The following is a 22,665-nucleotide window of genomic DNA, read 5'->3' as shown; positions in this document are numbered from 1 at the left end:
CGATGTAGTTAATTAATGATAGGGTCCTGCGGCGTTGACGGCGATTCCTGCCGCGTATTGTTACATGGCGGAATCAGGGGTTCCGGAATATTACAGTCTGTTTCCCGTTCAGGGATGCGTGTTACCACATCGGGGCAAACCACTGCGTTCTTTTGTGTGCTCACGGTGATGTTACCGCTTACCAGGATGGAGCGCGGCGTATGCGGTTCCATATGCTGCGATGGCGCTGTTTCCAGCTCATGCTGCATGGTAAGGCATTCTACGTAGTCCACATAGTCCAGTTGCTCCACAAACCGTACAACGTCCGCCTGGTGCACGATTTGTCCGAACGACAGTTTATCCAGTTTTCCTATCGCCCAGGGGGCGAAAAATTCCTGCAGGTCTGTTTTCAGTTTTTCGGTATAATATTTTTCATCTTTCCCTTTATATAATTGAATGGAGATGTCGACCATCACTCTTTCATATCTTGGATTGGTAACTTTCAGCCGTACAAAAGGAGATGAACGTTGTTTGAGGAAGGTGTGAATCTTTTCCAGCAGGCTTAACGGCGCTTTGGGTTCCATGAGGTTACCCGCTGCCAGCTGGCGCAGATCAGGGATTACCGCCACTACCACATAACCGCCGGCAGCTACCAGGTCTTGCTGGTACACTTTGGCGCCGAGGCCCAGCGTATGGTTTACGCATTTCACTTTATACAGCTGCGGAAACTCTTCGAGTACCAGTCTTTCATAATCAAACGACTGGATAGCGCGTCCTTTGTGCCGCAGCTGTTCGCTGACGCGCACGTAGAAATGTCCTGCGGCTTCCGGCAACCGTCCGTTGAAAGCGTCATACAGCTGGGTCACTGTTTTGATATGTGCATCTGCTTCCGCCAGTTTGGTAATGCTGCCGGCTTTTAATACATCACCCAGGCGCATCGGATCATTTTCCGGCAGCACGGTGAAAGTGGCCAGTGCGGCCTGTGTATGCACACCAATGGTTTCACACACAGCGGCCACATTTTCGGGGATGGCGGCTTTCAGCCAGTAGGTACCGGCGGGCATAACGGTGTTGACTATATTGATATCGCCGGGCACGGCTATTTTGATGATGCCGGAGCGGGTTAATCCGTCGGTATCATCATTGAGTACTTCAAATCCTTTACGAAGCGGCTTCCAGACATTGCTGCACAGGTAAAACCATTCTACATCCGCTTTCTTTGACTCCGAGTCGGCCGTAGCTTCTGCCAGTTGGAACAGGAGGTTCAGGTTGCCGTATGGCTGCAAACGGTCAAGCCCTACAAACAAAGTGCCTTCGTCGCAGAATACCGGTAACAGCGAGGGTTCCAGGTCCAGCACTTCTTCCTTAAAAGTATTTTCAAAAGGATACAGGTGCAGCAGCTGTACATCTTCCTTTATAGCGGTAGCGCTGTAGTCGATGGAGATCTGGCTGATCACCGGCGTCCAGGGTTCATTGGGGATGATGGCCGACAAGGTGTTGGTGTCTACCACGGATACCTGGATATCCTCCAGCTTTTCCTTGATATCTTTTGCCAGCTCGGTGAGGCCTTCAAATCCCTGGAAAAAGCCGCCACGTGTGGGGAAATCCGGTGGATTGGGACCTCTCGATATGTAGCGGATCGTTAATGCTTCCGCCGGTGTGGGCGTCCATGCCCAGGGCGGCGACATGCTGTCGGATGGAATCCTGCCATCGAGGCCACTGGGCCCCTGGATATATTTGTTAAGATTTAAGGCATCTGCATAAGTATCCTGTACCAGTTGTTTCAATTCTTTTAAATTGAATACTACCGGGGAACCCACTGAATTGTAGTAAGCGGCGGTATCAATCCTGTTCTTCGGATCTTTCGGATCGTCCAGCAGGCGGTTAAACGCCGTCATCTGCCGGGCAAGTACAAATGCATAGTCCTTATGCATAAAGTCCTGGCGTGCGAGCGTTATTTTAGCGAAGTAATTACGGGTATCGGCATTGTACCGGGTTACCTTTTCGCTGGTAAGACTGAACTGATCCTTGAAGCCTAACGCTGTTGGCTGATCGAATGCAATGGAGTAATCGTATATTTTCTGCGGGTCGCAGGGAACATCCACATTTTTAGTGAACAGTTCTTCTGCTGAAGCATTCTCTTTAAACCATTTTCCGTCCTGCAAAACATATTTATTAATCTTGAAGTCGGTTTCCGCTAACCCGCCCTGGACGTAGCCAGCATAGTATCCTTCAAAACTGGCTGGTTTGTCTTTCCAGTTCATGTTCACATATACTTTATCCCATTTTTTTCCGAAAATTTCCGTGGAGCCGATATAAAAACTGGGACCTTTGGCGGTATTGGAAAATTCCTTTTTACCTTTCAGTATTTCAAAATCAATCAGCGCAGGCCGGGTGCCAAAGGGATATACAGGCGAGTTAACGTCCTGCACGGTTTCATCGTTCTGCACAATCACGTTTTTAACCCCGCAAACATCCACTTTAATAGATACATTCCGGATGCGGAAGTCGCGCAGAAAGTGATACAATGCAATAGCCGTCACCGTATTCTTTGGCTGGCGTTCCAGCTGGCACTGGCCGCAATCGCCGCCAACTTTCTCAATCAGTATATCATCCAGGCTTAGTTTCACCTGCTGATCCACTTCCACGCGCAATACCGGCAACGTGGTATTGTAGTTGCCATTGAGCACTTTCTTATCATAAAAAGTAACCGCAGGCACTTCCGGCGGAAGCGCTATCTGAAGTGTTAATTTATAGCCGCTGCCGGAAGGAACAATCGTAATATCTGCGAGCTTTGGCGGTGCAATCCATTCTTCTGCACCGCTGAAAAACAACTGCAATACGCTGCGGGGTTTGAACAGTTCTTTTACTGCCGCCGGTAATGTGTTGATGTTTGCCAAAGGCGCATCAGGGGTTACGCCGTTGTCTGTTAACACTGCGTGTGTACCATCTGAGGCATATCTTACATCAGTAAGCGCATCCCGCAGTATGGTGATGGTAGCGGCGTCCACACCCATTTCTTCTGCTTTCGCAATGAGGTCGTCCGACAGGTAGGTGTATTTATTTTTCAGGATTATTTTCAATGCATCGAAGTAATCGGTATCCTGCAGCAAAACATTATCGTCGCAGTTTTCAGAAAGCACGCACTCAATATCTACCATGATATTCCGGGTACCTTCCTGCAGCAATAATACCGGCGAAGCCAGCATAAATCCGAGACGGGCGTAAGGATGTTGCACCGGTTGTACTTTGCCCGGTGCAATAAATTTACTGTAGCGGGAACCGGCGGTAAACCAGTTCTTTGGCATATTTTCCTGGAAGGGTTTATCTACCCCATCCGCCATATTGGCTTTGGTGGCGATATACAATCCTTCAATAAAATTTCTTTTGTAACAAAGCTGGTTGCCGTCTGCCAGCGTTCTTTTGAAGGCAGTTACCGGGTTTACATACAGGGTAAGTAAACTGGAGATAGCCGCATTGTCTACCACTATTTCATCGTCCAGCCGGAAGAGCACATCTGTTTTCAGCTTATCTTTTCCATCGCGCAGCGCGGTTCCTTTGGGAAGCAGGTATTGCGGAAAGGGCTGCTGTACTTCAAATACCACATGCGCTTTATCCGGTGTGAGGGGTTTGGGTACCAGTTTTAATACCTGTTGAAAGAAGAAATCGAAATGTTTTTGGGTGAACCCGTTCAGCTGTTGCTGTACGTGTGAGAAGAGATACAGGAATGCAAAGAGCAGACCGAGGTGCGGCGTATGATTCTTTTTATAGGCTTCGTTCAGTGGTTGCAGGCTTTCTGAGATGCTGTCCGGCGCCAGTGCGGCAACAGCGGCAATAGCATCCAGGAATGGCTGAAAAATGGACTGGTAGGCCTGCAACAGCAGTAATGCTTTTTCGCGGGAGGTAGCGGCGTAATGAAAACTTTCATTCCATTCCAGGTAAGCGAACAGCGGATCGATGCCCCATATCTCTTCATTTTTAATTTGTGAAAGATCGAGGGGACGAACGCAAAACCATTTCACGGCGCCGTTGGTGAACTGGATAAACCGTGACAGCGGTGTACGGAGCTTTTGCTGAATAATGGCTTCTATACTACGTTCCATTGGCAGCCCGGTGCCATGAAAAGCTACCTGCCACTGAGCAATGGGAACGATTACATCATCATATAAAAAATTGATCAGGAGTTGAAGCGTATCTTTTGCGGGGCGTTCATGTACCTGTTTTACATATCCTTCAAAATTATCTTTCAGCTGGCTGGTATTTGTTTTAGTCAGCTGTGCCAGCAGGAAAGGGAGGCTGTTCCGGAAGAAAGGCTGCCAGTCGTTGATCAGGTACGCGTCTTTATATTGATAGTAATTGATCTGCGGCGCCATTTGAACGAAATAATGGAGCAGGTCCGCGAGCTTTCTCCCGTCTATTGGTGCGGAGGCAGCATCCAGGGCCGGTAGTAGCCGGTTGCGCTGACTGATGCCTGGTTCATATTGAAAAGGATGTACGATCATGATTTAACTGATTAATTGATAACCCTGCAGCGGAGGCGCCTGTCAGGGTTTTTGCGCTGCTTCCAGCAAATAGAAATCATACACATAATTGTACCTTGAATTAGTACTTGCAATCGTATAGTCGATAGAGATAGTAAACCTTCCTTCTATCAGGTCGGGGCTATCCATGGGCACCACGCCTATTTCTTCTACTTTGACGCGGGGTTCATAGAAGAGGATGGCATTTTCCACGAGGTCGCGCAGGAAGCCGATCATACTCGCATTGAGCGGTTCAAAAATATAGTCCTGCAGGTCGCATCCGTAGCGGGGTTGCATCACTCTTTCTCCCAAACTGGTAGACAGCAATATGTCGAGGCTTTCTTTGATATCAGCTTCGTTGCTTACCAGTTCCACTGCTCCGCTCTGCAGATCAAATGTTGGCGGGAATTTCCAGCCGGTGCCGAGGAATGAACGGGGATCATTTTGTAACATGTTTCTGAATATTTTTTAACCGCCAATAATCACTGTGGGAGCTCCCATTACAATTACGCCGCCATGTGCTGTGAGGTCGCCCATTCTTGCGGCTGGCCGCCCTCCTATCATCACCGTGGCAGATCCTTTCACGATCGCATCCGGAGGGCCTACGCAGGTGCAGATGTCACCGGTAACGGCTGCCGGGATACCGGCAATCATCACCGTGGCTACGCCCGGTCCTACCACCGGACCGCCCACATGGGGTACCGGTCCCGAAAACAGGGGGCAGGTGTGAAAGTCGCTGATGCGTGCTGCAGGAGGCATGAGATTAACAATTTAAGTGACCGGCAATCGTTGTTCATTTTGGGGTTTGCCGGTTAATTTATTTTTACTAAAGAACCTGTTATTTCTGTGATACCCTGGGAAGATAATTTTGCGATCGCTCCTTTCAATTCCACTGCGCCATCTGCTGCTGCGGAAATACTGGCGCCTCCTATCGACAAGGCCGCGCCGGCCGACAGCACCAGGTTTACGCCTGCTTTCAACTCCACGTTCATGGGGCTTTCCAGTTTGATGCCGGAAGTATCCATGGTGACCGTATTGCTGTTCTGGTCTTTCAATTTGATGCTGGTACTCGCTTCATCGATCGTAATACTGTTTCCTGCGGGGGTATCTATGGTGATTGTTTTCGTACTGTCGTTGAAGTGAATGCGCATGCCGCTTCTTGTCACAAATCCTTTTTCATCATTGGCATCCTGCGCGGTGATGGGAGCTGGTTTCGCGCTGCTGTTAAGCATTCCCAGCACAATGGCGTCGCGTGGATCATCGTTGATAAAGCCCACGATCACTTCATCGTCAATTTCCGGGCGGAAGAAAGCGCCGCGGTTATTCCCTGCATCGAGGCTGGCTACTCTTACCCAGATACCGCGGGCGGCGTTGTCTATCACCGGTATCTTTACCAGGATGCGGTGTTCGCCGTCGGGATCATTCTGGAGCTGTACCACTTTCCCGATCTGGAGGCCGTGGATAGCGGGCAGCATTCCTGCTGCGGGAATATCTGAAATATCTTTGTAAGCTTCCGCGAGCCAGTCGGGTTCCAGTCCGAACTGGATATGCGTGTCCCAGCTGCCGTGTGCTACTTCATGCCGCACACCGGTTACAAAAGCGTTGCCGTTATACCGGTTGCCGATGCCCTGGAGCGTAACCATATCGCCGGGTGCCACGCCGGAGAAGCCGAGGAACTTTGCCCTGCCGCGGATCTTTGCCAGCCTGCTTTTCAGCATGGCGGCATTGGTGAGCTGCTGCAGTTCTTCCGCTGCACGGCGGCCGCTGTGCGCCAGTTCATAGTGTTGCAACCCGATCACGTCTGCCAGTGTGCTGCCGGAAACATTGCCCTGCTCTGTATAATCGGCCGAAGAAGTTTCTGCCTCGTATAACTGCTGACCGGTGTAATCCCAGGCGCTGGCGTGTACGGAGCTCCATTGATAGCGGGCATCCATTTCTGCTTCCAGTTCCATCAGGGAGGCGCCGTAGGTAAGCTGTAATACAGCCGATGCAGTGGTATCCGGTTTCTTTACCTTTACCTTTCCCTGGTCGGCGATCACCAGTTTACCATTGGCTTCCGCGCGAAGCAGGAGGAAGTCCCAGTCGGTGCTGTGGTGTTGTACCAGTTCTTTGTGCTGAACCGTTGTTGCCTCTACGTCTGCGCTTAAACTGCTGTATCCCCTGATGAGCTGTTCTATCACTTCGCTGTCCTTTACTTTTTCATAGTACCGGCTATGCCTGCCGATGGCCATTTTCACGGTTTCATCGCGGCATTCGACCGTGAGCACGGGGTTGCCATCCTGGCGGAATTTGATGCCCTGGTGTACGATGACGCCTTTGAATAATACTTTATTGGAGCCATCGCGGCCGATTTTGATGGTGAGTTTGGTGCCGGGCAGCAGGTCGCCGGTGTTGCTGATAGCGAATTCCTGGTCGGCGGCGGCGCCGTCGCGCAACACGATCTTTGCCATCGGAATTTTATTCACCACCTGTGTAAGTGTGAGCGAAAGTACCTCGTACACGGGATTCAGCGGTGTGGTACCGTTCAACAGGATGTTGTAACTCGCTACATCATGTGCAGAAGTATTGGGTATTCCTGTTTCGTTCATGATACTTCGCTTTTATCGAATGGAGGGAAATAGATCTCTTTGCCAACCGGTACTCTTTTGAAAGAGGTGAGGTTATTTTGCCGGGCTACCTGTAACATGTACTTAGGTTCCTGGTAGATTTTAAAACTGAAAAGATCCAGCCGGTCGCCCTGTTTAAAAACGCGGTGGTGTGTAAGGTCAGGCGAAGCTTTGCTTTGCTCCCTTTCATTGGCTTCCCTTGCGCGGTAGTTGAGAAAGGTAGCGCTGACTTTTACCCGGAGCGGGCTTCCGTCTGCATTAAACAACACGTAGTTCAGGTCGAGGTTGGACATGACGCAGGGAAATGCGATCTGTTTGCCCCAGAACACTTTCAGAAAACGTGGCCGGTGTGTTTCCCCATCCATGTAGTACACGGTATCCAGCAGCAGCTTTACCTGCGCCTGTACATCCATACCGGGATAACCGTATCCTTCTATGGTGTTGGTACCGTCGAGTACAAAGTCGAGCTTCAGTTCTTCCGGGATGGTAGAAATAAAACGCGCTTCCGTTTTCTGGCTGCCTGGCTCACGGCGGATGTCATAGTCTACCTTCAGCGACCGGGTATAAGTTTCCGCATTTACCGGGACGGTAAATTTGTGGCTGTTATCCAGTTGTTGCTGCAACCTGTCGGAATAAGTGAGGATGTAGATCTTTTCCACTTTTGCGTCTGTCATCGTTCATTTTTTTCTTTCAGTGCCTGTAATACTTTTTCCACGCACAACGCGATCATGGCTTCTGTTGCATGGCTGCCATCGCCGGCCGCGGTGGTATTGCTGCCGGCAGATCCGCCGGAGGCGCTATCCGGCGCTACTTCTGCCTTGATGATCAGTTCACGGATTTCTATGGGCATGACTCAGCTGTTTTTAAATTCAAACCGGTTATAGTTCAGTTCCAGTGTTTCTATCAGCACTTCGCTGCGTTCTGCATGTAACTCTCCCAGCTTCCAGCTGCGGGGCCATACCCAGGCGAGGTTCCAGTACATGAGGATGTTGTGTTCCTCATCCAGCAGCGCCACCTTTACCAGTTGCAAAGGCTTGATCTGCTGGTCTTCCAGCGCCCTGCGGCACCAGGCCGACAAGGAAGAATCATCCGGCCGGAGCAGCCCCCTTTTCAGTATCAGCGGCGAATAGGTGCGCCGTACGGGGATGTTGTGCTCAAACCTGTTCTCCCCGCCTTCCTTTACCTGTTCGGTACCGATACTGGCTTCCAGGCCAGTGACGCTCTGAAAGCGGATATCGAGATCCGAACCGGAATCTTTGCCACCGCTGTTTTTGGGTAATCCAAAAAAGGTGACAGAGAAATGGAAGCCTACCGTTTGCCAGAAGTTATCGGGCTTTATCACTGCTTGTGCCATGTTAGTCTACGTTCATGATCTCCAGCCCTTCATGCACCAGTTCCATTGTTTCAATGGCTACTTCGTTGGCGTCGGCTTTCAGATCAGTGGAAGTTATTTTGGAAGGCCATGCGTTCAGTACTTTCCAGGTGATCACCGGCTCATGGCTTTCATTGAGCAGTTTGATGGTTACATCGCGGCGGTATTTGCTACCGGCTTTGTTGCCTTCCTGGAAGTAGTAGGTTTCGCGCCAGGCTTTGTAGAAGTCGTAGTCGCCTTCAAATATGCCACGTTTCAGGCTGATATTGGCATACTTGGTAAGCCCCGGTTGTTTGCTTTTATTGTATTTCTTGCTGTTACCTTCCCGGTATTCGATCACTTCTGTTTCAAAGTCGAGGCCGGAAACTTCTGTGAATCCAAGGCGTACGTCTTTTCCCCATTCTACCAGGAAATGAAATTTGGGTAACGGGTATGTTCCTTTTGCGGGCATATCTTTAAATTTAAAAAGATGATAAAAATTTGAACAGTGCTTATTGGTCAGGCGCCGTTATTTACAGGCTTTGGCGTCCTGGGCCTGTTTGATAGCTTTGGTAAGACTATCCGTACATGCCTGCAGGCGGTTTGCTTCCTGGCTTACTTTATCGTATTCCGGTTTAATGGCCGCCAGCCGGGCATCCGCATTGGTAAGATGCTTTTCGGTAAGCGTATAGTAGTGATCATTTTTGAGCGGGAATACGGGGCATACCAGTTTGTCGGTGCAGCATATTTCCATGCTGTCATCTTCCCCGGCTTTGATACCACCGTTGCCTGAATTACCGTTGGCGGGAGGATTAAAGATGCAGCCGATACCAGCGATAGCCGACTTGATGCCGTAGTCCTTTTCGCAGATGGTTTCATCCAGGATGGTAGCCGCTTTCAGGGCAATCACGATATTGTTGAAAATATCATTGCCGATGGCGATCACGTCCTGAAGTTTTTTGCCATAGTCTACCCAGGCGTCGGTGATACCGCCTTTTTTCAGTACCTGGTCATTGGAGCAGTCGATGGCTTTGGAAATATTATTGTAGCAGGCCGCTACTTCATCCACTTTTGTATATAATTCTTTGGTCATGCAGAAGAAGATTTCGATGGCTGTTACAGAGAAGCCGGTGCTTTTGCAGAGTTTCTCCAGGATGTCCAGCACTACTTTTACTTTGCTGGTGATGGCGTCTGCTTTCTCGGCGCTTTTCTGTACGTTATCGAAGTAGAGCTTTACTTTATTGCGCCAGTCGAGTGCGCGGGCCAGCTCTTCTTTTTTCTTGGCGGCTTCGGCTGCTTTCTGCTGATACAGGCTGCCTTTTGCTTTCAGTTCTTTTTTCCAGTCATCCACGCAGCCGCACTCCGTTTCGTTGCTGCCGGGGATGGTAGCGCAACAGGAGTCTTCACTTTCTATAAAGGGGTCATACACTTTATCGCAATTCATGGTGAATATTTTTTTGTGATCAGGAATATTTATTTTCTGCGGGATGGGAATCAGTCATCACAGTGTCCGCCATTGCCGTTGCTGTTGCAGTAATTCCCCTGTGCCTGTTCGCAGATGGATTTGATAGTAGGTAAATCGCCGCAGGGCAGTGTACACAGGAATTCGCGGATATCGTCGATTCCCTGTGTCTGGGTTCTGGCCGACCAGAGCGTTTCGCGGATCGTTACTTTCTGGATCTTTGCATCGCCCAGTTCGCCGTAGGTTTTCTTCTGATCTTCCTCTCCTGTTTTGATATTCTGCAATACGTCATCCCGGAAGGTTTTGATCGCATCTGCGAGATCTTTGTGCAGGACGATCACGTTTTCCAGGCTGGTAAACGACTGTATGCCGGAAACGTCGCCAATGGCGCAGTGCAGCTTGTTGATGCTAACAGTTTCGCCGTCGCCGCAACCGCCTTCAGAAGCATACATTTCCTGTGAGCCGTCTACGATGTTGTCGAAGCAGGTTTTGAAATCCTTGCTGCCTGCTTTCAGTTTACCCAGTGCCGCACGTTGTGCTTTGTTACAGTTATCTTCTGCTTTGTTGTTCAGCTTATGGGCTGCTTCACTCAGCAGGGCAAACTTTTGCTTGGCGTCCTGGATGTTTTTGGCAACAATGGCGAGAGCGGCGGCAATGGCTTTGTTCACGTCATTTGCTTTGCTCAGTTTTTCTTTTATCAGGTCTGCATCTTTCTGGGCGGGTAATGTGGCGCACAGGTCGATGGAGCGGTAAAAGCGCCAGGTTTCTTCTGCTTTGATAAAGAAACACTGTTTGTATTTGTACACCGGCTTGTTGCCTTTGTACTCGCCCTCCCGCATACGCAATACATTCAGCGAATCTGAGAAGGCGCTGCAGATCCCGCGTTTGTTGTTATCGATGTATTGCTGGGTTTTATTGGTGGAGTCACCGCAGCCATTGCTGGCTGTTGATGTTGTGGGGTTCATTGTGTTCATACAGTATTCAGTTTATTTGGTCTGAATGTAAAAGGATTAAGATTCCTGCAGCATTTTGTGGCTGAAGCGCAGGATGATGAATTCTGCAGGGCGTACCACTGCCATTCCTATCTCAACGATCATACGTCCTTCCCATACATCCAGCTCTGTCATGGTTTCACCAAGTCCAACCTTTACAAAATAGGCTTCCCTGGTGGTGGTGCCCATTAATGCGCCGGCCTTCCATTGCTGTGTGAGGTAGTTTTCTATCATAGATTTCACGCGTACCCAGGTGTTCAGGTCGTTTGGTTCAAACACAAACTGCTGGGTGGCATTTTTCACGGATTCTTCTACCATGTTGAAGAAGCGGCGAACGGAGATGTAGCGCCATTCGTTGTCGTTACCTGCCAGCGTGCGGGCGCCCCAGATGATGGCAGGACCGCGGCCGGGGAAGAACCGGATCACGTTAACGGATTTACCGTCGCGTACATCCACGTTCAGGTCGTCCTGTTCGCGTTTGGTAACAATCACTTCAGGGCTTACGGCGTAATCAATGCCGATGTTGGCGGGTGCTTTCCAAACGCCGCGGCTGTTGTCTGTTTCAGCGTATTTACCTACTACCGCAGCAGATGATGGCAGCAGCATTCTTATCTGTGTAATGGCATTTAATGCCTGGTAGTAATAAGCATTGTTGATTCCTTTCAATGCCGCGAGGGTACCATTGAGAGAGCCATCACCGCCGGTTTGCACTACCTGTACGGTAGCTTCGTCGTATGCGTAGGACAGCTGGGTGTTCACCCGCGGAAAATAAACGGCGCCATATTTTTTGGTTTCTATCTCACCAAAACCGGCGTCCCTGAACAGGGTAACGTTATGATCGATGATGCTTTCTGCAGGGCCTATGGCGGGGTCCATCCATATATCAAAAACGGTGAAGCGGTCTTTCAGCAGGCTGCACTGATCCAATGCCGATTTGTGCAGCGTGTAGTAAGAAGCTGCATCCGTGAGGTTGATAGCATCGGGGAAGAGGATGAGTGTAACTTCATCGATCTTTTCCACGGCATTCAGTCCGTCGGTGAGCGTGGTAAGAGAGATCACGCCACCAGTGCTGTAATCGCCTGTAGAAACGATGTAGCAAGGGCCGCCGCCGTTGTTAAAAAACATCTGCAGCTGGTAAGCCATCAGGTATTTGGATGCTTTTAACGGATCTATCACTGCTTTGATCACTGCCTGTGGCTGGGAGCTGTCGATGTTCACCGTAATACTTTCTTCTTCCTGCTGCGGGCCGCCGAAGATGCGGTTATAGTCGAGCATGGAAGTAATACGGGTGGGAACCATCACCAGATCGCCTGGCACTTTGTTCTGAGCAGATTCCGTATAGCCGATGAAAGCCGGAATAGCTGTTTCAACAGAGGCTATGGAGGGGGGAAATTTTACGATCTCCTCGATGTAGACGCCGGGAGTTTTATATTCTGCCATATGTTTGGGGTTTTAACTGTTTTTAATTGTTGTTTGAATAGATCATACGCTGAACTTAAGGCCCTTGCGGAAATATCTTTGAGAGCAGCACTACCACATCCGCGTACAGCCGCTGATCGGCATCACTGGTGATGGAAAGTCCCCTTGGATTGGGTAACAGTTGTTCGTAGTTAGTAATATTGTTTTCTGTAACGGGGAACAACCGGTTATTGAATGAAAACGGCCAGGGCTCCTTGGTGGTGCGTGCGCCGTTGTCGTCTGCTACAGAGAGCAGTGTGTTGGCATGGTTACTGAACACCAGCGTTTGCCCGTATTGGGGGGAATAGCGCCAATAAGAGTTCCTGCTTTTAAAGCGCAATTCGTAAATCGTATGCGGAATTTTTGTACCGTCCTGTTGCAGTTTTGTTTTGAGTGTACCATCGGCGTCCAGCATGGCAAAGTCGCCACCGGTGGTATTTACGCGGAGATCCACCACCCCGATATTGCCTGCCCTGTACAGGTCATTTCTACTCACATATACCAGGTGCTGTGCGGCGAAGTTATTGCTGCCGGTTACTTTGAGGTTATACCAGCCATCAGGGAGCAGGGTTTTATCCGGCAGCGGCCCGGAGAAATCTAATTTCACCTGTGATAAAATGCTGCTGGAAGTAAAGGATTGCTGCAAAGAAGGATTACCTGTAATGCTTTCCAGCAGGGCAGTTCCGGCAGTTACCTGTGCAGTGGGCGGGAAGAAATACTGGAAAGAGAAAGGCAATAACAGCCGGTCGCCTTCATGCACAAATCCGCTGCCTTTGATTTTGCGCCATTGCGAAGGATCATTGGCGGGTGTACCCGGTTTGTTGAGGTATTCTGATATATCGGCGCCTACCCTGGCGAGTTCTCCCTGTTCATATTGCCGGGTATTGTCATTTACCGGAACCGGAACAGAGAGGGATGGAAATGTTTTGGTGTTATCGGTGTTGTCGTTGGAGAAATAGTATTGTGCCGGCAGCGCACGGCGCATCCGCATGCTGGTAAAGGCCAGTGCGCCTGCATTCCGGGGCATCACCGCAAACCGGAAGGCCGTATCCGGGGGGATTGGCACAAAGGGCGTGTATGCGAGCGTGGTTCCCTGCATCACCTTCTTCACTTCTATGGCTCCTTTGAAACCTGTAGCAGTAGGCAATAACCGGAGGTGATAGTTTTTCATCAACACGGCGGTAGCCGGCAGGGGCTGAATGTCCCAGTCGCGCAGTAACCGGTACTGGTCCTGCCGCAGCTTTTCCATCAGGAAATCTGCACGTTGCTGATCGGTGGCCTGCTCAAAAAAGGAAATCCCTTTACTGTTTTGCAGATAGTATTCGTGCAGCAACTGCACTTCAAACAATATCTTGTAAATAACAGACATAAAACTTTAAGAAGTAGGGTGTTGTGTGTCTTCTATTTCCTCTATCAGCGGTACTACTCTGAGTACAGCATTTTCCGTGATAGCAACGAGTCTTACCTTATACATCACAAAGGGGACCTGGCGTCCGCCGAGTGATGCCCAGAGATGGTTAATCTGTTCGAATGTTAGTGTATACAATTCCAGGGTGAGGTCCAGCGAGCCATCAGCATTCTTGAAAGTCTTCTGTGCCTGGAAAAAACTGATTACTGCCGACAACCGGTGCAGTGCTTCTTCGTAGTAGTCGTGTGTGGCGTCTCCAAAAAGCACGGCGGTAAACAGCACGTACAGGTTGAGGTATACCGGCGGATGCTGGTACCTGGCGCGGTTATCCGGCCACGTGGTATACGCCTTGCTGTTTTTTAGGGTACTCTCCTCTTCTACATTTACAAGGGAGATAATAACGTTACCATTGAAGTTATTGGCATGCGTTGTTTCCAGCAAACCAATGTTTTCAACGATCACACTATTGGCAGGGAATCCTCTGAGCGCAAAGAATGCCTGCAAATGATCACGTATCAATGTAAGCGCGTTACTTATCACGAATGACGAGGGGATTTGGGGTTCAGTAAATTTGGGGTTTCAATTACCTGTCTCTTCTATGTCTTTCAAAACGTTCTTGTTAACTAAGTTAAAGAACATTTTTTAATTCGGAAATAAATATTTTTTTAAGATGTAATTTTCATGCAATTGTATTTTGCGGCAACACACCACAGAACACAATACCAGCAAGCATCTTCAATCATCTCCCTAAATTATCATTTTTTAAAATATCCTTCTGCGGAAAATACGGGTCCGGATTGCTGGTAAACTATATTTACCATTCATATTAAACAAGCCACTATAAAGCATCACAGGAAAATTACTCCTGCACTTTAACTTCAGTTAAGTTATGATTCCTATCTACCATCCCCTACGTATAAATACGTATTTTTCACCTAACACAAATTCCAGCCTCAAAAAAAGGCAGGTGCTTATACATATTCCTGTTTCATTTACCATTATTCCTGATTACTGCTGGTAATAAGTTCCCGGAAAGATACTTGCGCTAGCTTCGGATACAAAGTGTTTTATAAATCTTAATAAAAATGAATACCGATATACTTTATACACATATCTGCTCCTATGTGAAAATATCCAGGGAGGAGTATGAACACTTTCTCCAACTGTTTAAACCGGTTCATTTAAAAAAAGGTGAGCTCCATTATGTTGCAGGAAAAGTTCCTAAGTATTGGTCCTTTATTTTAAAAGGCTGCCTGCGTGAATACCTGGTCGATACCTGGGGCAATGAGCAAATCTTTCAATTTTACGAGGAAAACACCTGGGTGGGCCAGGTGGAAAGTATGATTACACGGAAGCCGACGGAAATGAACCTCCAGGCACTTGAGGATTGCGAGCTATTGTGTATAACGGGCGAAGATATGTGTGACGCAGTAAAAACGCCCTGGATCCAGCACTATACCATTCAGAAAAGTTTTGCTGATAATGCAGCTTTAATAACGGAAAATTTCAACCGCATCAAATCCACATCACCAGAAGTGTTGTATTTAGAAATACTTAAAGAAAGACCTTCCTTATTGCTGCGTGTCCCCCAGCATTACATTGCCAACTTTCTTGGCATGCGGAAAGAAACACTCAGCAGGGTTAGAAAAAGAGTGTCCCGCTTATGATTTGTTGATCAAAGTCAACAAGATCCAATTCCCCTTCCGGTAATTTTACAGCGAAAACGATCACCCTGATGTTATTGATGTTCCTGCGCTTTAGCATGGGCACCAGGACAACTGTGATCTGTGCATTCTTTTAAGAACAATATTAAATCTATGAAAAAGATAATTTACGATCAATACGGTAGTGTTGATGTTTTACATTCCGTGGAAGTAAATAAGCCGGTACCCGGAAAAGAACAGATGCTGGTTAAAGTAAAGGCTGTTGGTATTAATCCGCTCGACTGGAAGATTATAATGGGTGAAGTGAAGCTGGTGACCGGGAAGAAATTTCCGAAATCTGTTGGCTGCGACTTCTCCGGAACAATTGAAAGTATCGGCCAGGACATACAAAAATTTAAAATAGGAGACGATGTGTTTGGCGTAATAAATCCTTTTAAAGAAGGTGTTCTCGGAGAATACATCCTGGTAACTGAAAAAGAAATTGCCTGGAAACCCGCGGACCTGTCATTTGAGCAGGCAGCTGCGATACCAACAGCCGGCCAGTCGGCTTTACAGATGCTCACCCAAAACGTAAGCAGCCTTAGTGGAAAGGAAGTGCTGATAAATGGAGCATCTGCCGGAGTGGGCATGTTTGCCATACAGTTTGCTAAAAGCCAGGGCGCCATGGTAACCGCTGTGTCGAGCGCTAAAGGACATCCCCTGTTAAAAAAATGGGGTAGTGATTTTGTGATTGATTACAACAAAGAAAAGGTGACCGATTTAAAGAAAAAGTTTGATGTTATCATTGAACTCTCTGCAAAATTATCTTTCGGGAAAGCTAAAAAATTGATGAAGGCCAATTCAACTTATATCAGTGTAACGCCGTCGCTCTGGAATTTTGTGCATTCGTTTTCAAACAACCTGTTGTCCCGGAAGAAATATAAGATCCTTTTAATGAAATCGGACACCCGAAGTTTGAGCCAGCTGGCACACGAGGTAGTAAAAGGGATGGATGTTTACATTAGTAAAACTTATCCAATGGCAGATTATAAGGAAGCATATAAAACGGTCATCAAAGAGGGCGCCTTAGGTAAAGTCGTTTTCAATGTTGCTTCCTAAGCGCATTGCATCTGCCTTGTTACTTCAATGAACTGCGGTATTCATTGGGAGAATGCCCCACATGCTGTTTAAAGAACCGGGTGAAATGTGAAGGATACTTGAAGCCAAGCATGTAAGCGACTTCGCTTACAGATTTGCTTACGTCAAGTATCTGTTCTTTCGCAGCCTCAATCAGTTTGAGCTGTATATACTCCAGTGCTGATTTACCGGTTTCTTTTTTCACCAGGTCACCGAAATACTTTGGCGACAGGTTGAGCTGGTCAGCACAATACGAAACAGAAGGCAGTCCCAGGGTTTGCAGCTTTTCCGATTGGAAGTAATCGTTCAGTAATCCTTCAAATCTGGTCAATACATCTTTATGAATATGTTCTCTTGTAAGAAACTGCCGGTCATAAAACCGGACGCAATAGTTCAGGAACATTTCGATGTTACTGACGATTAACGTCCTGCTGTGTTTATCAATAGGGTGCGCCAATTCATACCGGATCTTGTTAAAACACTCCAACACAATTTCCCGTTCTGCATCCGACACGTGCAGCGCTTCATTGACACTGTAGGAGAAAAAACTGTATTCGTTAATACATTTACCAAGGTGGGTGCCGCGGATTAAATCGGGATGAAAGATTAAAGCCCATCCCGATGGTTGTATCATGTTTTCGCTGTCATTAAATCCGAATACCTGGCCCGGGGCGATAAAAAGAAGTGTTCCTTCTTCATAATCATAATGATTGCGACCGTATTTTAATTCCCCGCACTTTTCGTCTTTTAAAAAGATCAGGTATACATCGGTAATATAACGCGTCTCTTTTACAGGCGTGGACAACGACTGGTCAAGCACACTTACCAAAGGATGCAGGGTCTTTTGTCCCCGGTCGTTATTGACCTGCGCCACACTTTCAATTCTAAGAGGTTTGCCCATGGCTTCGGTTTTTAATTAAAATTAAATGAAGTATCCCGAAAATTCGTGCTGAAGCATGCCTGAACAGATATAGTGGTAAGAGAAACAGGAATCCGTATAACATGCTGGTGCAAAAGTATGAAGAACTTTGCACCGTTCAATGAACTATTGAATCTAAAATCTTAACATTTAGCCAAGTGAAAAAAACAGCAACTTTTAAAAACAAAAGTCTGACGATGGCAGCCGAAATACATCTGCCGGAAGATTTTAGTGAAACAGAAAAATATGCCGCCATTGTTTGTATCCATCCCGCCGGCGGCGTTAAAGAACAAACCATCGGAATGTATGCCTCACGGCTGGCGGCTTATGGATTTGTTGTATTAACGTTTGATGCTTCTTACCAGGGGGCAAGCGAAGGTACACCCCGTTACCTGGAAGACCCCACCGCCAGAGTGGAAGATGCCCGTGCCGGTGCGGACTATCTGTCAACGCTTCCTTACATTGATACTGACCGCATGGGAGTATTCGGAATTTGTGCAGGTGGTGGTTATGCCGTCAGCGTGGCGCAAACAGAGCATCGCTTTAAGGCGGTAGCAACGGTTAGTGCTGCACCTATGGGCGAAGGGTTCAGAAACTTTCTCGGAAACGAAACGCCTACCTCCGTTCTGTTGGATATGCTGAAAAAAGTGGGAGAACAACGGACAGCAGAAGCAAATGGCGGAGAATTGCTTTACATGCACTGGGTGCCCGATACCAAAGAAGAGATCAATGAAAATACACCGGATCTATGGAGAGAGGGTCACGATTATTACAAAACACCAAGAGGGCAACATCCGAATTCCGTCAATAAATACCTGTTTACTGGCACAGACAGGATGATGGCCTTCTCTGCCTTTGACCAAATAAATACATTGCTTACGCAACCTGTTCTTTTGATTGCCGGAAGTAAAGCAGATACCAGGTTTTTCAGCGAACAGGCGTACAACCTTGCAAAAGGGAAAAAAGAATTATTCATTGTAGAAGGCGCCACTCACATTGCGCTTTACGATATACCGGAATATGTAAACCAGGTGGTACCAAAGCTGGCTGATTTTTTTAAGATACTCTAATAATTATAAACAAAATGAATATAGAAAAAGGTGCAAAGAAAGTCTTGTTTGTAGTAACAAGCTGTAATGTAAAAGGGGCTACCGGACTAGCAACAGGATTTAACCTGAGCGAGGTTACCCATCCATTGGAAAAACTGGAAGCAAGCGGCGTCTCAGTTGACATTGCCTCTATAAAAGGCGGAGAAGCTCCTTTAGATGGATTGGAAGATTTCAACGACCCGGTTAATGTCAAATATTGGGCAGATACCGATTTTCGCGCAGCGATAGCCAATACCCTGAAACTGGAGGATGTAAAAGCTTCAGACTATGAAGCCATATTCTTTGCAGGCGGGCACGGAACCATGTGGGACTTCCCGGATAGTTCCACGGTGTTGAAGTTGGTACCGGAATTTTATGAGTCAGGGAAAATTGTTGCTGCCGTTTGTCACGGTCCCGCCGCTTTGGTAAATGTAAAGTTAAGTGATGGCTCCTACCTGATCGCTGACAAAAATGTAGCCGCCTTTACGAATGGCGAAGAAGAGGAAGTGCAATCCACCAACGTAGTTCCGTTCCTGCTTCAGGATGCCTTAATTAAACACGGCGCCATTTACAAGCATGCGCCCAATTGGAACAATAACATCGCTATTGATGGCAGGCTGATCACGGGCCAGAATCCACAATCTGCCGCCAGCGTAGGTGAAGCCATTGTAAAGGTGCTTAACATCAACAATGCAGAAAAAACCGGGGCTAAACCAGCATTTACTGCTGCGGATGCAGGTGTTGTATCCGCAACCTTCAGCAAGTATACCGGAGATATTTTAGTAGGAGAAGTTTGGGAGCGTCCGGGCTTATCAAAGCACGATCGCTGTATCGTTACAGTAGCCTGTTTAATAGCCCGTAATCAAACCGCAGCGATGCCTACCTATTTTACAAAAGCACTGAAAAATGGACTCACACCAGGTGAACTCTCTGAAATAATCACTCACCTTGGCTTTTATTCAGGATGGCCCAATGCGATGTCGGCCATCATGGTGGCTAAAGATGTATTTGCAAATCATGGGATATCTCCTGCTGAATTACCATCAACAGACCCATTACTGCTTGATAAAAAGGAGGCTTTGCCGGGCGATGAAAACAGGGAAGCTTTTATACAACAAAACATCGCTCCCATATCAGCAGGCTTTGCTAAATATACCAATGAGATATTGTATGGAAAGGTTTGGCTACGGGCAGGACTATCGTCACGAAGCAGAAGTCTGGCAACCGTTTGTGCAATGATTGCAGCGGGTGACATACAATTTCTGGGAATGTATATGGGCCGGGCTGTGCTGCACGGAATTACCCGGGAGGAAATGGGGGAAGTATTAGCTCAACTGGCATTTTATGCAGGATGGCCAAAGATTGTTTCTGCATCGTTGATAGTTAAAGAGGTATATGATAATGCAGGTAAATGATTTCTTTTGTTAACTTAATCTGAAACGAGTATGGTGCCGTTAAAAAAAATAATTACTATAGAGGAGCATTTTATCCTGAAAAGCATTTCGCAGAGAGTAGCGGCATTCAACATTAAAGAAAATGGCGGGATAGCGCCTAACGACCCGGTGCAAAAGGAGTTAATGAGCATCGGGCTGCCAACCAACGATGATATTGAAGATATCGGAGAACGGCGGATAATTTTCATGAATGAAAGCGGCATTGATGTGCAGGTGCTCTCCTATGGTCCCGGAAGCCCACAAAATATAACAGACAAAGCATTAGCGGTTGAACTTTGCCAGGAAGCCAATAATGAATTAGCCAGTTCGATAAAACGGCATCCAACAAGGTTTGCCGGCTTTGCTGTTTTGCCTGTTGCTGATCCGGCCGCGGCCGCGGAAGAATTGGACCGGGCGGTGAAAGAATTAGGTTTTAAAGGCGCCATGCTCTCCGGAACTTTCAATGGTTGTTTTTTTGACGAGCCTGAATTTCTACCTGTTTTCGCTAAAGCACTGGAATTAGATGTACCGCTGTATATGCACCCTGGTGTTATTCCAAAAAATATTGCGGCGCATTATTACGAGAGTAATAACTGGCCTGCCGTTGCGGGAGGGATGTTTGCATCTGCAGGATATGGCTGGCATTTAGATGCAGGCATTGCCATTATCCGGTTAATAGCTTCCGGCATTTTTGACCAATTGCCCGGACTGAAGCTAATTTCAGGACATTGGGGCGAACTGGTGGCTTTTTTCCTGGATCGCCTGGACGATCAGTTGAGCAAAACGCTAAAGCTGGATCGTAAAATTTCCGACTATTATAAAAGTAATATCTACGTTACACCCAGCGGGCTTTTTTCCAACGCGCAACTTAAATATGTGATAGATGAACTGGGAGCCGACAAAATTATTTACTCGGGCGATTATCCTTTCTTAACTTATAAAAATACGAGACAATTTCTTGAAACGGCCCCTATCTCACAAGAAGCCAAAGAAAAAATTGGGTATAAGAATGCGGAGAAATTATTGCGCTTAGAGTAATACACATAGCAACAGTAGAGAACTCACTATCTGATCATTGAATAAAACAAAGCACCAATGAAATTATCAAACAACAAAATTCTGATCACCGGCGGAGCTACCGGCATCGGCCGGGGGTTGACGGAAAGATTTATCCAGGAAAATAACCAGGTTATTATTTGTGGCAGAAGGAAAGAAGCGTTGAAAGAAGTGTCTGACAAATTCCCGGCAGTCATCACAAAGGTGTGCGACCTGTCGGAGGAATCCGGGCGTACGGAACTTTATCAGTGGATCGCTGAACAGCACCCTGACCTGAACGTATTGGTAAACAATGCAGGTATTCAAAACTGGATGGATATTTCAGACAAGGACTTTTATGATAAAGCAAAGAATGAAATTCAGATAAATGTGCTGGCCCCGTTACATCTGGTTGCTCTCTTTACCGGGCTCCAATCGTTGGATACCGTTATCAATGTAACTTCCGGGCTGGCATTTGTACCACTCACGAAGGTGCCCGTTTACTGCGCTACCAAAGCTTTCTTCCACTCGTTTACGATTTCACTGAGGCATTTGCTGAAAGCACGCAATATAGAGATCATTGAACTGATCCCTCCTGCGCTCAACACTGACCTGGGTGGTAAAGGGTTGCACAGCGAGCACCCTTCTGTAGCTGATTTTATTAAGGCAATATTTCAACAACTGGAAGAAGGCAAAAATGAACTGACGTTCGGATACAGCGAGATGCTGTCGAAAGCAACACCGGTTGAGATACAGGGGATGTTCAAAAGAATGAACCCATAAGAAGAGTCAGCATATTGGAAATAAAAACGGCCGGCAGATGAGATCACTTCCGGCCGCTTTTTATTTTATTATTTTCAGACAACCACACTCTCCTGTCCTTTCTGCAAGGCGGTTTCGCGCAGCGCCGGTGAACTCACGCCTTCCACACGGAAGGTGGTGACATCATGCACGCCAATAAATCCAAAGATCCATTTCAGGTAAGGTTCTGCAAAATCCATCGCCTTCATCGGCCCTTCTGAGTATACTCCACCGGATGCGATGGCCAGGTATACCTTTTTGTTTTTTAACAGTCCTTCCGGTTGACCGTTACCATAACTGAATGTTTTGCCTGCACGTACAACGTGATCAATCCAGGCTTTCAGCGCAGAAGGGATGTGAAAATTATAGATAGGCACCCCTATCACGATGATATCTGCCGCTTCCAACTCTGCAATGGCTTCATTAGAATGCTGTATGGCTGTTTTGTATGCTTCGCTTTCATTTTCCGGAAGAGCGAAGAATGCAGTGAGGTGCGACTCTTCCAGGTGCGGATACTTTTTCTGTACGAGATCCCGTTGGGTAACCGTGCTGCCGGGATACTGCGCTTTTAACTTTTCAATGATGGTGTTGGTCAGTTGGGTGCTATTGGAAGCACTACCCCGTGCGCTCGAAATTATTTCCAGTATCTTTTTCATGTCGTTATTTTTTTGCTGATAATGCTATTGCAAAACTATCCATCTTTACATTCGCTTTACCCGGAGTATGCTAAAGGTTACCACTAACCTTTGGGTTACTGGTGAAGCAGGGGCCTGCCCCTTTACCATGAACTAAAAAATACCTGGTTCCGGGTATATAAACATAAACAGGTGTAG

General features: G+C 47.4%; 21 protein-coding genes. 6 read left to right on the top strand and 15 right to left on the bottom strand.

Translation table 11 applies throughout. The features are described from left to right. Window positions 1-8: 8 nt before the first annotated feature. Genes AB6805_RS17580 through AB6805_RS17520 form a run of 13 tightly spaced genes read right to left on the bottom strand, consistent with a single transcriptional unit; the run spans window position 9 to window position 14,295 of the window. The gene (locus AB6805_RS17580) at window positions 9-4,481 is read right to left on the bottom strand and encodes a hypothetical protein (protein ID WP_370910750.1); all 4,473 of its coding nucleotides are present in this window, start codon (window positions 4,479-4,481) and stop codon (window positions 9-11) included. A gap of 42 nt (window positions 4,482-4,523) precedes the next feature. Then, window positions 4,524-4,952, bottom strand: coding sequence for a GPW/gp25 family protein (locus AB6805_RS17575; RefSeq protein WP_370910749.1), 429 nt, complete (start codon window positions 4,950-4,952; stop codon window positions 4,524-4,526). A 15-nt stretch (window positions 4,953-4,967) separates the two neighbouring features. Beyond that, window positions 4,968-5,258, bottom strand: a complete 291-nt coding sequence (locus tag AB6805_RS17570; RefSeq protein ID WP_370910748.1) for a PAAR domain-containing protein — start codon at window positions 5,256-5,258, stop codon at window positions 4,968-4,970. 53 nt (window positions 5,259-5,311) lie between these two features. Next, window positions 5,312-7,087, bottom strand: a complete 1,776-nt coding sequence (vgrG, locus tag AB6805_RS17565) for a type VI secretion system tip protein VgrG (protein ID WP_370910747.1) — start codon at window positions 7,085-7,087, stop codon at window positions 5,312-5,314. Beyond that, on the bottom strand, window positions 7,084-7,779 hold the full coding sequence (locus tag AB6805_RS17560) for a hypothetical protein (RefSeq protein WP_370910746.1): 696 nt from the start codon (window positions 7,777-7,779) through the stop codon (window positions 7,084-7,086). The genes vgrG and AB6805_RS17560 overlap by 4 nt, the downstream gene beginning before the upstream one ends. Further along, window positions 7,776-7,955 carry a DUF5908 family protein gene (locus tag AB6805_RS17555; RefSeq protein WP_370910745.1) on the bottom strand — a complete coding sequence of 60 codons (180 nt, stop codon included), beginning with the start codon at window positions 7,953-7,955 and terminating at the stop codon, window positions 7,776-7,778. Before AB6805_RS17555 ends, AB6805_RS17560 begins: the two co-directional genes overlap by 4 nt. 3 nt (window positions 7,956-7,958) lie before the next feature. Next, a complete protein-coding gene (locus tag AB6805_RS17550) occupies window positions 7,959-8,459 on the bottom strand; it encodes a phage tail protein (RefSeq protein ID WP_370910744.1) in 501 nt (166 codons plus the stop codon). A gap of 1 nt (window position 8,460) precedes the next feature. Beyond that, window positions 8,461-8,928 (bottom strand): phage tail protein, encoded by a 468-nt coding sequence (locus AB6805_RS17545; protein ID WP_370910743.1) that lies wholly within the window; start codon window positions 8,926-8,928, stop codon window positions 8,461-8,463. A gap of 57 nt (window positions 8,929-8,985) precedes the next feature. Beyond that, a complete protein-coding gene (locus AB6805_RS17540; RefSeq protein WP_370910742.1) occupies window positions 8,986-9,900 on the bottom strand; it encodes a hypothetical protein in 915 nt (304 codons plus the stop codon). Window positions 9,901-9,950: 50 nt separating this feature from the next. Then, on the bottom strand, window positions 9,951-10,892 hold the full coding sequence (locus AB6805_RS17535) for a hypothetical protein (protein ID WP_370910741.1): 942 nt from the start codon (window positions 10,890-10,892) through the stop codon (window positions 9,951-9,953). Window positions 10,893-10,928: 36 nt separating this feature from the next. Next, window positions 10,929-12,350: a phage tail sheath family protein gene (locus AB6805_RS17530; protein WP_370910740.1), complete on the bottom strand. Its 1,422-nt coding sequence runs from the start codon at window positions 12,348-12,350 to the stop codon at window positions 10,929-10,931. A 55-nt stretch (window positions 12,351-12,405) separates the two neighbouring features. Continuing rightward, entirely contained in the window at window positions 12,406-13,737 is a 1,332-nt protein-coding gene (locus AB6805_RS17525; protein ID WP_370910739.1) for a hypothetical protein, read from the bottom strand. A 6-nt stretch (window positions 13,738-13,743) separates the two neighbouring features. Continuing rightward, window positions 13,744-14,295, bottom strand: a complete 552-nt coding sequence (locus AB6805_RS17520) for a DUF4255 domain-containing protein (RefSeq protein WP_200817336.1) — start codon at window positions 14,293-14,295, stop codon at window positions 13,744-13,746. Window positions 14,296-14,900: 605 nt separating this feature from the next. Here AB6805_RS17520 and AB6805_RS17515 point away from each other — a divergent pair. Beyond that, entirely contained in the window at window positions 14,901-15,443 is a 543-nt protein-coding gene (locus AB6805_RS17515) for a Crp/Fnr family transcriptional regulator (RefSeq protein WP_370910738.1), read from the top strand. 150 nt (window positions 15,444-15,593) lie between these two features. Further along, window positions 15,594-16,538 (top strand): NAD(P)-dependent alcohol dehydrogenase, encoded by a 945-nt coding sequence (locus AB6805_RS17510; protein WP_370910737.1) that lies wholly within the window; start codon window positions 15,594-15,596, stop codon window positions 16,536-16,538. Window positions 16,539-16,557: 19 nt separating this feature from the next. On the opposite strand, the gene AB6805_RS17505 is transcribed toward AB6805_RS17510, so the two are convergent. Then, a complete protein-coding gene (locus tag AB6805_RS17505) occupies window positions 16,558-17,457 on the bottom strand; it encodes a helix-turn-helix domain-containing protein (protein ID WP_370910736.1) in 900 nt (299 codons plus the stop codon). 215 nt (window positions 17,458-17,672) lie between these two features. Here AB6805_RS17505 and AB6805_RS17500 point away from each other — a divergent pair, with 215 nt between their 5' ends. The 4 genes from AB6805_RS17500 to AB6805_RS17485 are packed head-to-tail and all read left to right on the top strand — an operon-like array spanning window position 17,673 to window position 21,814. Further along, window positions 17,673-18,545: an alpha/beta hydrolase gene (locus AB6805_RS17500; protein ID WP_370910735.1), complete on the top strand. Its 873-nt coding sequence runs from the start codon at window positions 17,673-17,675 to the stop codon at window positions 18,543-18,545. Between the two features lie 14 nt (window positions 18,546-18,559). Continuing rightward, on the top strand, window positions 18,560-19,978 hold the full coding sequence (locus AB6805_RS17495) for a carboxymuconolactone decarboxylase family protein (protein WP_370910734.1): 1,419 nt from the start codon (window positions 18,560-18,562) through the stop codon (window positions 19,976-19,978). Between the two features lie 30 nt (window positions 19,979-20,008). Then, window positions 20,009-21,034: an amidohydrolase family protein gene (locus AB6805_RS17490; protein WP_370910733.1), complete on the top strand. Its 1,026-nt coding sequence runs from the start codon at window positions 20,009-20,011 to the stop codon at window positions 21,032-21,034. A gap of 57 nt (window positions 21,035-21,091) precedes the next feature. Then, complete coding sequence (locus AB6805_RS17485; protein WP_370910732.1) at window positions 21,092-21,814, top strand: SDR family oxidoreductase; 723 nt, start codon at window positions 21,092-21,094, stop codon at window positions 21,812-21,814. Window positions 21,815-21,888: 74 nt separating this feature from the next. Here AB6805_RS17485 and AB6805_RS17480 read toward each other — a convergent pair whose 3' ends face one another. Further along, window positions 21,889-22,488, bottom strand: coding sequence for an FMN-dependent NADH-azoreductase (locus AB6805_RS17480; RefSeq protein WP_370910731.1), 600 nt, complete (start codon window positions 22,486-22,488; stop codon window positions 21,889-21,891). Window positions 22,489-22,665: the final 177 nt, after the last annotated feature.

Origin of the sequence: Chitinophaga sp. RCC_12, from assembly GCF_041360695.1 — a bacterium.
GTDB lineage: Bacteria > Bacteroidota > Bacteroidia > Chitinophagales > Chitinophagaceae > Chitinophaga.
Note: the sequence above shows the minus strand (reverse complement) of the source record. Positions and strands in the feature narration are given on the sequence as shown.

Coding starts and splice junctions, on each gene's coding strand:
- AB6805_RS17580 (WP_370910750.1), bottom strand. CDS start 4,481: ATGATCGTACATCCTTTTCAATATGAACCAGGCATCAGTCAGCGCAAC.
- AB6805_RS17575 (WP_370910749.1), bottom strand. CDS start 4,952: ATGTTACAAAATGATCCCCGTTCATTCCTCGGCACCGGCTGGAAATTC.
- AB6805_RS17570 (WP_370910748.1), bottom strand. CDS start 5,258: ATGCCTCCTGCAGCACGCATCAGCGACTTTCACACCTGCCCCCTGTTT.
- vgrG (WP_370910747.1), bottom strand. CDS start 7,087: ATGAACGAAACAGGAATACCCAATACTTCTGCACATGATGTAGCGAGT.
- AB6805_RS17560 (WP_370910746.1), bottom strand. CDS start 7,779: ATGACAGACGCAAAAGTGGAAAAGATCTACATCCTCACTTATTCCGAC.
- AB6805_RS17555 (WP_370910745.1), bottom strand. CDS start 7,955: ATGCCCATAGAAATCCGTGAACTGATCATCAAGGCAGAAGTAGCGCCG.
- AB6805_RS17550 (WP_370910744.1), bottom strand. CDS start 8,459: ATGGCACAAGCAGTGATAAAGCCCGATAACTTCTGGCAAACGGTAGGC.
- AB6805_RS17545 (WP_370910743.1), bottom strand. CDS start 8,928: ATGCCCGCAAAAGGAACATACCCGTTACCCAAATTTCATTTCCTGGTA.
- AB6805_RS17540 (WP_370910742.1), bottom strand. CDS start 9,900: ATGAATTGCGATAAAGTGTATGACCCCTTTATAGAAAGTGAAGACTCC.
- AB6805_RS17535 (WP_370910741.1), bottom strand. CDS start 10,892: ATGAACACAATGAACCCCACAACATCAACAGCCAGCAATGGCTGCGGT.
- AB6805_RS17530 (WP_370910740.1), bottom strand. CDS start 12,350: ATGGCAGAATATAAAACTCCCGGCGTCTACATCGAGGAGATCGTAAAA.
- AB6805_RS17525 (WP_370910739.1), bottom strand. CDS start 13,737: ATGTCTGTTATTTACAAGATATTGTTTGAAGTGCAGTTGCTGCACGAA.
- AB6805_RS17510 (WP_370910737.1), top strand. CDS start 15,594: ATGAAAAAGATAATTTACGATCAATACGGTAGTGTTGATGTTTTACAT.
- AB6805_RS17505 (WP_370910736.1), bottom strand. CDS start 17,457: ATGGGCAAACCTCTTAGAATTGAAAGTGTGGCGCAGGTCAATAACGAC.
- AB6805_RS17500 (WP_370910735.1), top strand. CDS start 17,673: ATGGCAGCCGAAATACATCTGCCGGAAGATTTTAGTGAAACAGAAAAA.
- AB6805_RS17495 (WP_370910734.1), top strand. CDS start 18,560: ATGAATATAGAAAAAGGTGCAAAGAAAGTCTTGTTTGTAGTAACAAGC.
- AB6805_RS17490 (WP_370910733.1), top strand. CDS start 20,009: ATGGTGCCGTTAAAAAAAATAATTACTATAGAGGAGCATTTTATCCTG.
- AB6805_RS17485 (WP_370910732.1), top strand. CDS start 21,092: ATGAAATTATCAAACAACAAAATTCTGATCACCGGCGGAGCTACCGGC.
- AB6805_RS17480 (WP_370910731.1), bottom strand. CDS start 22,488: ATGAAAAAGATACTGGAAATAATTTCGAGCGCACGGGGTAGTGCTTCC.